Source organism: Martelella mediterranea, assembly GCF_004342225.1.
Classification (GTDB): Bacteria; Pseudomonadota; Alphaproteobacteria; order Rhizobiales; family Rhizobiaceae; genus Martelella; species Martelella mediterranea_B.
The window spans coordinates 1-8,844 of the sequence record NZ_SMAR01000064.1 but is presented as its reverse complement, the minus strand read 5'-3'; the positions used below and the strand labels follow the sequence as shown (position 1 = coordinate 8,844).

Here is an 8,844-nt window from a genome sequence, read left to right as displayed (position 1 = left end):
ATTCCCACGATTCGCGACATTGCAGCTGCCTCAGGTGTGTCAGCTGCGACAGTTTCCCTTGTGCTGAACGGCAAGGGAGAGATTTCGGAAGCGACACGGGTGCGGGTTCTTGAAGCCGTATCACGGCTGAAATATGTGCCTCGTGCCTCGCGGAGCCGTTCCAGCGAAGTTAAAGAGACATTGCGGTTTCTGAAGATTGCCAAACATGGGCAGACGGTGAACCGGGACCACAGTCATTTCATCTCCGATTACATCGACGGCATGTCGCAGGAGGCGCTGCGAAGGGGTTATGCGCTTGAGGTTACGAGCCATGACGGCGAAACCATTGCGGCGATCGCGGAAGCGGTTGCCGGGGCAGCCGGCGTCAGCGGCATCATCGCGCTTGGAACGGAACTGAGCGAGGGGGACATCCGCCTGCTGCAGAGCGTTGGCACGCCGATCGTGTTCATCGATACCTTTCATGATGTTGTCGAAGCGAATTTCGTCAACATGAACAATATCGATGCCGTCTACAAGGTGCTGGAACGCTTCAAATCGCGCGGCTTCTCGAGAGTCGGCTTCGTCGCCAGTCATGTTGGAACGACCAACTTCAAACTGCGGTATGACGCCTTTTTTCGCAATATGGAGCGGTTAGGCCTCGAGGTTGATCCTTCCCTGATCATCTCCGTCGAATCGACCTTCAACGGCGCCCATCGCGGCACGTCTGAATATCTCGCGTCCGGGGGGGAGCTGGCGGAATGCTATTTCTGCACCAATGATATCATGGCGTTCGGCTTTGCCAGGGCCTTGAGGGAAAATGGAATTGGTATCCCGCAGGATGTTTCTCTGATCGGCTTCGACAATCTGCCGATGAGTGCCACCAGCGATCCGCCTTTGACAACGATCGATGTGTCGAAGCGCAAGATCGGCTTCCATGCCGTTGCTCTGCTCGACGACATCATCAACGGCCCGCCCGACCTTCCCTGTGTCAAGATGCTGGTCGGCGCCGATCTTGTTGCCCGCTCCAGCGGCTGATCCGGGATTTGAACTGAGCGCTGCAAACGACGGCTTCGTTCCTGCCGAATTCAATCGTTCCTGGTATAGCCGAGCCCTTCAAGCAATTGCCGCATGACCGCAAGGACGGCGCGGGCGGCCGGATCGATCCCCTGTGATCTGAACTTCGCGTGGATCGGTGTCGCCGGTATTGCCGGGCTGGTGCGCAGTATCCTGAGTTCGTCGCGCAGCCGGTAAGGTTCCGTCATGCGCACCGGCAGAACGCCGACCGCCGCGCCGCTGGTGACCACATGAGCCAGCATCGAGACGCTGCTGCAGATATCTTCTCTTTGCGGGGCAAGGCCGGCGGATGCAAACCAGCTTTTGACCTGACGGAAGTTGATGCTCCCCGGATCATTGGTGACGATCGGCACGTCGACCAGATCACGCGGGCGCACGAGATCAGGCAGCGACCAATTGGCGCCCGCAACCCAGCTTGTTTCCTGTAACCCCATGGGCGAAAGCGTGAAATCCGGATGCTCGCTCGGGTTCACCAGAAATGCGATATCGAGCGCATGGCTCTGGAGCCGCGGCTCAAGGTCTGAAGAAATGCCGACTGCGATCTCCAGCTTCAGGAGGGGGTGGCGATCGCGCAATTGCTGCATCAACAGGGGAAGGCATACGAGCGCCAGTCCCTCTGCGATGCCAATCCTGACAGGACCACGCAGTTGCGCCGGCTCAGAGGCCGATTCCATCTCCTCGATTTCCCTCAGGATACGCTCGGACCGGAACAGCACCTCCTGTCCATATGGGGTTATCCGCAAACCGCGCCCCTGTCGTTCTGTCAATGGCATGTCGAATTGAGACTGCAACAACTTCAGCCTTTGTGAAACGGATGGCTGGCTCAGGTGAAGCCGTTGCGATGCCGCCTCGACGGAGCCGAGCGTTACCGTCCAGTAAAAAGCTTCCAGTTGGGCCAAAGTCATTCGAATCATCAAATTTTCCTATGTGTTTAGCTTAAATAAACCAATTGGAAAAAGAATATACAATATATTAATGCCAAGAAAGACAGTTCAGGGAGGAAATATGACCGAGCGTGATCGGATCTCGCGAATTGAAGGGTTTGAAGTCGCCTGTGACATGCCTGCGCCGGCCGGTAACGCCCTGCGTGTCTTCAGCCGGCGCGGCGCTCTTCTGATCCGTCTTTCAACGGAGGCCGGTCATGTCGGCTGGGGCGAGACCTGGGCCTTTCCCGGTCCGGCGAGCGCTTTCATCCAGGATGTTCTGGCTCCTGACATCCTCGGGCGCGCGGCCGATGCGCCGCTGGCACTGCAGCAGACGTTGCTGCAGAAAGTGATTCCGGATCGGCGCGGTCAGGCGCATATGGCCATCAGCGCGATCGACATTGCCTGCTGGGATCTTTTCGGACGGATGACGGCGCGCTCGGTTTCGGCTCTGCAGGGCGGACCTTTGCGACGCGACGTTCTCACCTATGCCAGCGGACCGCTTCTCGCGGCGGGAGTTGATCGCTATACCGGATTTGGAGCCGCTTTGGAGCGATACCGCGATCTCGGCTTTCGGGCCTTCAAGATCCGCGTGGGCATTGACCCCGACCAAGACGAAAGGGCGATCCGTCTGGCCCGGGAGATCGTCGGGCCCGAAGCCCCACTGATGATCGATCTGAACGAGGCCAGCACGCTGCACGACGCAATAGAGTTGACGCGGCGGGTATCCGATTGCCATCTCGGATGGGTTGAGGAGCCGCTTCCCCATGACGATCTGCCTGGCTATCGGCGCCTCGCCGGCAGAATGAACCTGCCGATCTCCGGCGGAGAATCCTTTTGTGGTGTACAGGCTTTCCGCGACAGCATGCAAACGGGAGCGCTCGATATCGTGCAGCCGGATATCGCACTGTGCGGCGGGATCACCGAAACGCTGCGCATCTCAGCGCTTGCGGACGCCTTCGGCGTGCGGATCGCTCCGCATGTCTGGGGAACGGGCGTCAACATGCTGGCGGCGCTTCAGGTTTGCGCATTGCTGCGGTCGCGCGCCGGCAGCGTGCCGATGCCTATGCTTGAATATGACATGAGCCACAACCCATTACGCGAGGCGATCTTTGCCGGTCGTCCCGACGCGAACGGGCTTATTGCTATACCCGAGGGTCCGGGTCTGGGCCACGATATCAGCGTGGATCAAATCGACCCATTCATCACCCGCCACTGGATGATGGATTGATTGCAGCCTATTGATTTAACTAGGGAGGAACTCACCATGACTATTCGCACTCTCCTCACAACGATTGTTCTGGCGGGCAGCATGCCGGTGGCATCGCTTGCTGCCGATTACACTCTGAATGTCGGCCTCGTCGGCGGCCCGCAAGCCCCTGAAGTCATTGCCATGGGGCAGTTCGCCGAGGAGGTAGAAACGGCCACCGATGGCCGCATTGAAGTGCGCGTTCAAAGCGGCGGCGCGCTTGGCGGCGATCGCGACGTCATCGAGGGCGTTCAGCTCGGCACCGTCGAAATGGCGGTGCCTTCCACCTCTGTTGTCGCCAATTTCGTGCCGGATCTCAAGATTTTCGATATCCCATTCCTGTTTCGCGATTTCGACCATGCAGACGCGGTGCTCAACGGCCCTGTCGGGCAGGAGATTCTTGATGAAATGCCCGATCAGGGTCTTGTCGGCCTGGCTTATGGCGGGATGGGTTTCCGTGAACTGACCAATAATGTTCGTCCGGTTCAAAAGGCGGCGGATGTCGAGGGGCTGAAGATCCGCACCCAGCAAAACGACATGCATATTGCCGTGTGGGAAGCGCTTGGCGTGCTGCCGACGCCGATGGCCATTCCCGAGGTCTACACGGCCCTGCAGCAGGGGGTTGTCGACGGACAGGAAAACCCGGTCGGCGCCATTCTCAACAACCGCTTCGGCGAGGTGCAGAAATATCTGAGCATGACCGACCATGCGTTCACGCCACTGGTTGTGCTCATTTCGCCCTCTGTGTGGAACAGTATGGATGCTGAAGATCAGGCAGTCATTAAGACTGCTGCCGGAAACGCGATGGCCCGAAACCGGGAAGAAGTTGAAAACGGACTTTCGACAGGTCTCGATGAGCTCCGCGCTCAGGGTGTGACCGTTGTCGAAGACGTGGATAAGGCCTCCTTCCGTGCGAAGCTCGACGGCCTCTACGATCAGTTCGCCGGGCAGTTCGGAGAGGATCGACTGAACGAGATCGAGCAGACTAAATGACGAAAATGCGCGGTCTGACCTCGGTCCTGCTTCGCATTGAGAGTGCGATCACAAAGATCGCACTCGCTCTCGGTTGCGTCGCACTCGCCCTTGCATTCGCGGCTGGCACCTATCAGGTCATCGCGCGATTCATCCTGTTGCGTTCCGCCGCCTGGACGGAGCCGTTCATCCAGATCACCCTGATCTGGATGACCTATCTTGCACTGGCGGCCGCAATCAGGGCCGGAAGTCTCATCGCCGTCGACATGGCGATGAGACTTGGCAACGACCTGACACGCAAGCTGCTGCGGGTCGCGGGGACGACGGCAGTATTCTGTTTGCTGAGCGTATTGGTGTGGTTCGGGATCGAGCTTGTCACGCGCGTGCGCTTCCAGAACATCGCCGGTCTCAATATATCGGCGTCCTGGGCCTATCTTGCCCTTCCGGTGGGCTCTGCCTTCTCGATGCTGGCGCTGTTTGCCCATCTGGCCGATCCGCCGCCGCGCGACGAACAGGCTCTCTCGGAATAGGACGAACCCATGCTTCTTGTCATGATCACAGCCATGATTGTCCTGATGATGATGGCGGTGCCGGTTGCCGTGGCGATCGGACTTGCCGGAATGCTGGGCATCGTCGGCTTCACCAACCTGCCGCTCATCGTCATTCCCCAGCAGGCATTCGTCGCACTCGACAAGTTTCCGCTTGCCGCCGTGCCGTTCTTCATCCTGGCCGGCAATATCATGGCCACGGGTGGTATCTCCCGAAGGCTGATCGATCTGGTCGAGAGCGTGATCGGCCACCGCAGCGCCGGCCTTCCGATATCATGCGTCGTGGTATGCATGGTATTTGCCGCGGTTTCCGGTTCCTCCGTCGCAACGACCTATGCCATCGGCGCGATCCTGATTCCTGCCATGGTGCGGCAGAACTATCCGGTCGGTTTCTCTGCCTCCCTCCAGGCAACATCGGCCGAACTCGGTGTCCTCATTCCGCCGTCGATCCCGATGATCCTTTACGGTGTCGCCGCAAGCGCGCCGGTTGGAGATCTCTTTGTCGCCGGTCTTGGCCCGGGATTCCTTGTAGCCGCAGCGCTCGGCGTTTATGTGGTTGTCTGGACGCGTTTCTCCAGGCACGAAAGCCCGGCGAAGGTCGTCCGCAAACCCTTCTGGAGAAGTCTCTGGCGGGCCGCACTCGCACTGTTCATGCCGATCCTCATTCTTGGTGGCATCTATGGCGGCGTGTTCACACCGACGGAAGCATCAATCACGGCTGTGGCCTATGCGCTTGTTGTCAGCGTGTTCATCTACCGCGACCTTTCCTTTCGGGATCTGCTCGGTGTGCTGCGCGGTTCGGCACTGTCGTCGGCCATCATCATGTTCATCATTTCGATGGCCGGGCTGTTCTCGTTCGTGTTGACGCGCGCCGGTGTTCCGGCGGACATCGGCGACTGGATCGTTGCCAATTTCGACAGCAAGCTCGGCTTCCTGCTCGCCGTCAACGCCTTCCTGTTCCTGATCGGAATGTTTGTCGAGACCTCGGCTTCGATCGTTGTGCTCGCACCGATCCTCGCCCCGGTTGCCCTGTCGTTCGGGATCAATCCGGTTCATTTCGGAATGATCATGATCATGAACCTTGCGATGGGCATGATCACGCCGCCCTTCGGCGTAAACCTTTTCGCGGCGAGTGCGGTCGGGAAGGTCTCACTCGACCGTATGATCCCCCACCTCGTTCCGCTCGTTCTGGTGATCCTCACATGCCTTGCACTCGTCACCTATGTGCCGGGTATCAGCCTCGGAATACTCGAGTTGGTTCGCTGAGCGCATTCAGGTCCCAGGGGCGCATTGCACAGCAGGCCGGGCCCTGTCTAATCTGGAGGAAATTCCCTGCAGCAGGACACCTTCCGCGAGGTGTCCTAACTAGGAAAGCGCAGCGGAAAACGCCAACAGGTTTCGATCCCGTTGCCGGGGAGGTAGGTCAAGCGAGCCGTGCCTCTGGAAGTTCAGCCATTAACCGACTTGCCACGGAGAATGACATCCTTGAGCGTGAGTTCAGGAGATAGAACAACCAGGTCCGCAATTGCCCCTTTCCTGATCCGTCCCCGATCCTGAAGCCCGAGATAGTCGGCCGCAATGGTGGAGCATCTGCGCACTGCCTCTGCCGGCTCCAGCCCGATCTCTACGAAATTGCGAAAGGCTTGCAGCATCGTGAGGCAGGAGCCCGCGAGGGTGCCGTCTGGTAGGCGCAGACCGTTGCCGCACTTGTGAGCGGTCACCTCGCCGAACGGGTAGGTGCCGTCCGGAGCGCCGGTGGCGCGGGACGCATCGGTTACGGCATAAAGCCCCGGGACAGCACGCAGGGCGACGTGAATGGCTCCGGGGTGCACATGCATCAGGTCCGGGATGATTTCGGCGTTTCTGGCATGGGCAAGTGCGGCCCCGGCCAGGCCCGGCGCGCGGTGATGCAGTGGCGACATCGCATTGAACAGGTGGGTCGCGCCGCTTGCACCACGGCGGAAAACCCTTTCGGCGACTTCGTATCGGCATGGACTGTGACCAAGTTGCGCACGAATGCCGTTTTCGCGAGCCATATTGAGCAACAGGTCCGCCTCATCGGCTTCCGGCGCGAACGTGATCACCCTGACAGGCGCCATCGACAAGAGCTCTTCCAGAAATGCGCGGTCGACCTTTCTGGCCTGTGGTGGTTGGGCGCCCAGCATATCAGGACTGATGAACGGACCTTCCCGATGCACACCGAGAATCTCGGCGCGGTTCACATCAGTTCTGTCGCTGTCATCATCGCCATTGGCGTCAACACCGACGGCCGGCGCGAAGTGCTCGGCTTGGAGATCGGAACATCAGAAGCCGGCCGATCTGGACGGAATTCCTCCGCAATCTGACCATACGCGGGCTACGGCTGGCTTACATCGAACCGTTGAAAGACTTCCGACACTGGATAGCCTCGTTCCGAGATCTGACGAACGGCATCGACTTGATCGTGGTCGCGTGTCTACAATTCGCGGGCTTGTCAAGATGCCTAAACGCCCAAGCTGACAAAACAGTGTCCAAATCCTGCCCCCGCAACCAACTTTACTTGCGATGACCCCGCCCCTCTGGCGGGGTTTTTCGTTTGGACCGAAAGCGTAAGGATTCCAGCAAGATCACCGCGCACGTCGATCTCCACTTTTCCGTCCACCGGCGTCAGCGCGATGTCCTCAACCAGCGTCCTGATGATATCGGCGGCTTCCGTGCGCTTTTCCTCGTCCTCGGCCTGCAAGGCATCGTAGAGACCCTGGACGCGCGAGCGGTAGAGCTGTGCCATTGAGGGATGCAGCAGAGGCGGAGGGTCGTCTGAGGCCTTCGGCAGCTTCCCAAATCATTGGAAGCAGATATTCGACGGCTCACCGTTCGCCGGGATTACACCGCACATTCTCCGGCACAGCTTTGCCAGCGTCGCGAATGACCTCGGCTTCACGGAGGTGACAATCGCCGCTTTGGTTGGCCACTCCAAGTGAACGGTCACGTGCAAGTACATCCATTCGCTCGACACGGCGCTGATAATGGTCGCAGACACTTCTTGCCGGCTATATCGAAGCTCTGCTCGACGGCCTGGAGTTCCGGGGGACCGTTGATGCACTCGACAGGCATTCCCGCCGTGCTGTCCTCGACCAGTTCTTACAGAACGCGAGCGGTGATCAATCAAGCAGAGAACGCGGAAGCCAAGCTCCGGCATGCTGCGTAACGCGGTGGACGATTGCGCCACAAATTTCGAGGTGGCGGCAAGTGTCGCACGACCTACACCGGCTCCTGTCAGCGCGGCGCGGCGATCTGCAAATCCAGCTTGGCGATTTGTCCGCATAGAGATTGGACCCAACTCTCTTGGGCCTCCCGAAGCGCCGAGTAAGCTGCTTGCAGCTCGACGACACGCTGCGATGCTTCGAGCTTGGCTTCTGCGCAACGGGCTACAATTCTGGCCCATTCGTCATCAGGGATGTCGTGATCCTCGTCCTGCTGCTCGTTATGATCGGCCCAATGGGCGTCATTTAGCGTATGGCCTAACGTGCCAAGCGCCGATTTCAATGCCGATTTGCCCGTCTCTATGCTCGGTGTCAGCAAGGACGACGAGATACCAGTCCAGCACGCCATAAAGCATTTGATCGAGGTGGTGGGCGTCGTGCGGATCAATCTCGATCGGCTCGCCTTCACTGTGAGTGGCAAGGATATGTTCGGGACCAAGCGCTTGGTGGCTATACAAATCGAAAGCGTGCTTAAGGGAGGAATTTGGCTCATCATAGCTCACGCAAAGGAAGTGACGATGAGACAGAAATCCGGTCAGCAGAAACCGACGGCAGACAAGGCGATCAATGATATCCGCCGAGCCACCCGCAAAACCTATTCCGCTGAGGAGAAGATCCGCATTGTGCTGGAAGGCCTGCGCGGCGAAGACAGTATCGCCGCGCTCTGCCGCCGTGAGGGTATCGCCGAGAGCATGTTACACCTGGTCGAAGGAGTTCCTAGAGGCCGGCAAGCGGCGCCTGGCCGGCGATACGGCACGGGCAGCAACGACGGATGAGGTTAAGGCATTACGTCGGGAAACACGCGACCTGAAAGAGGTCGTGGCCGAGCAAACGCTGGAACTGCGCCTGCTCAAAAA

The 8,844-nt window shown here is 59.1% G+C and carries 9 protein-coding genes and 3 pseudogenes; 8 read left to right on the top strand and 4 right to left on the bottom strand.

Annotated elements, in window-relative coordinates; genetic code table 11:
• Entirely contained in the window at positions 1-1,014 is a 1,014-nt protein-coding gene (locus EDC90_RS19915; protein WP_132314272.1) for a LacI family DNA-binding transcriptional regulator, read from the top strand.
• A 50-nt stretch (positions 1,015-1,064) separates the two neighbouring features.
• Here EDC90_RS19915 and EDC90_RS19910 read toward each other — a convergent pair whose 3' ends face one another.
• Positions 1,065-1,967: a LysR family transcriptional regulator gene (locus EDC90_RS19910; RefSeq protein WP_132314271.1), complete on the bottom strand. Its 903-nt coding sequence runs from the start codon at positions 1,965-1,967 to the stop codon at positions 1,065-1,067.
• A 91-nt stretch (positions 1,968-2,058) separates the two neighbouring features.
• On the opposite strand from EDC90_RS19910, the gene EDC90_RS19905 reads away from it, so the two are divergent.
• Genes EDC90_RS19905 through EDC90_RS19890 form a run of 4 tightly spaced genes read left to right on the top strand, consistent with a single transcriptional unit; the run spans position 2,059 to position 6,011 of the window.
• On the top strand, positions 2,059-3,207 hold the full coding sequence (locus tag EDC90_RS19905) for a mandelate racemase/muconate lactonizing enzyme family protein (RefSeq protein WP_165972915.1): 1,149 nt from the start codon (positions 2,059-2,061) through the stop codon (positions 3,205-3,207).
• A 36-nt stretch (positions 3,208-3,243) separates the two neighbouring features.
• Positions 3,244-4,218 carry a DctP family TRAP transporter solute-binding subunit gene (locus tag EDC90_RS19900; RefSeq protein WP_132314269.1) on the top strand — a complete coding sequence of 325 codons (975 nt, stop codon included), beginning with the start codon at positions 3,244-3,246 and terminating at the stop codon, positions 4,216-4,218.
• A complete protein-coding gene (locus EDC90_RS19895) occupies positions 4,215-4,727 on the top strand; it encodes a TRAP transporter small permease (RefSeq protein WP_132314268.1) in 513 nt (170 codons plus the stop codon). Before EDC90_RS19900 ends, EDC90_RS19895 begins: the two co-directional genes overlap by 4 nt.
• 9 nt (positions 4,728-4,736) lie before the next feature.
• The gene (locus EDC90_RS19890; protein WP_132314267.1) at positions 4,737-6,011 is read left to right on the top strand and encodes a TRAP transporter large permease; all 1,275 of its coding nucleotides are present in this window, start codon (positions 4,737-4,739) and stop codon (positions 6,009-6,011) included.
• 182 nt (positions 6,012-6,193) lie between these two features.
• Here the strand turns inward: EDC90_RS19890 and EDC90_RS19885 are convergent, their stop codons facing one another.
• The gene (locus EDC90_RS19885; protein WP_245511152.1) at positions 6,194-6,967 is read right to left on the bottom strand and encodes an N-acetylglucosamine-6-phosphate deacetylase; all 774 of its coding nucleotides are present in this window, start codon (positions 6,965-6,967) and stop codon (positions 6,194-6,196) included.
• Here EDC90_RS19885 and EDC90_RS19880 point away from each other — a divergent pair.
• Positions 6,968-7,107, top strand: a pseudogene (locus EDC90_RS19880) (transposase); the annotation flags it as partial.
• 120 nt (positions 7,108-7,227) lie between these two features.
• Here the strand turns inward: EDC90_RS19880 and EDC90_RS19875 are convergent.
• The gene (locus EDC90_RS19875; RefSeq protein ID WP_245511153.1) at positions 7,228-7,512 is read right to left on the bottom strand and encodes a hypothetical protein; all 285 of its coding nucleotides are present in this window, start codon (positions 7,510-7,512) and stop codon (positions 7,228-7,230) included.
• A gap of 16 nt (positions 7,513-7,528) precedes the next feature.
• Here EDC90_RS19875 and EDC90_RS21360 point away from each other — a divergent pair.
• Positions 7,529-7,892: pseudogene (locus EDC90_RS21360) on the top strand (integrase); the annotation flags it as partial.
• A gap of 108 nt (positions 7,893-8,000) precedes the next feature.
• Here the strand turns inward: EDC90_RS21360 and EDC90_RS19865 are convergent.
• On the bottom strand, positions 8,001-8,375 hold the full coding sequence (locus tag EDC90_RS19865; protein ID WP_132314266.1) for a hypothetical protein: 375 nt from the start codon (positions 8,373-8,375) through the stop codon (positions 8,001-8,003).
• 130 nt (positions 8,376-8,505) lie between these two features.
• Between EDC90_RS19865 and EDC90_RS19860 the strand changes: the two are divergent.
• Positions 8,506-8,844, top strand: a pseudogene (locus tag EDC90_RS19860) (transposase); the annotation flags it as partial.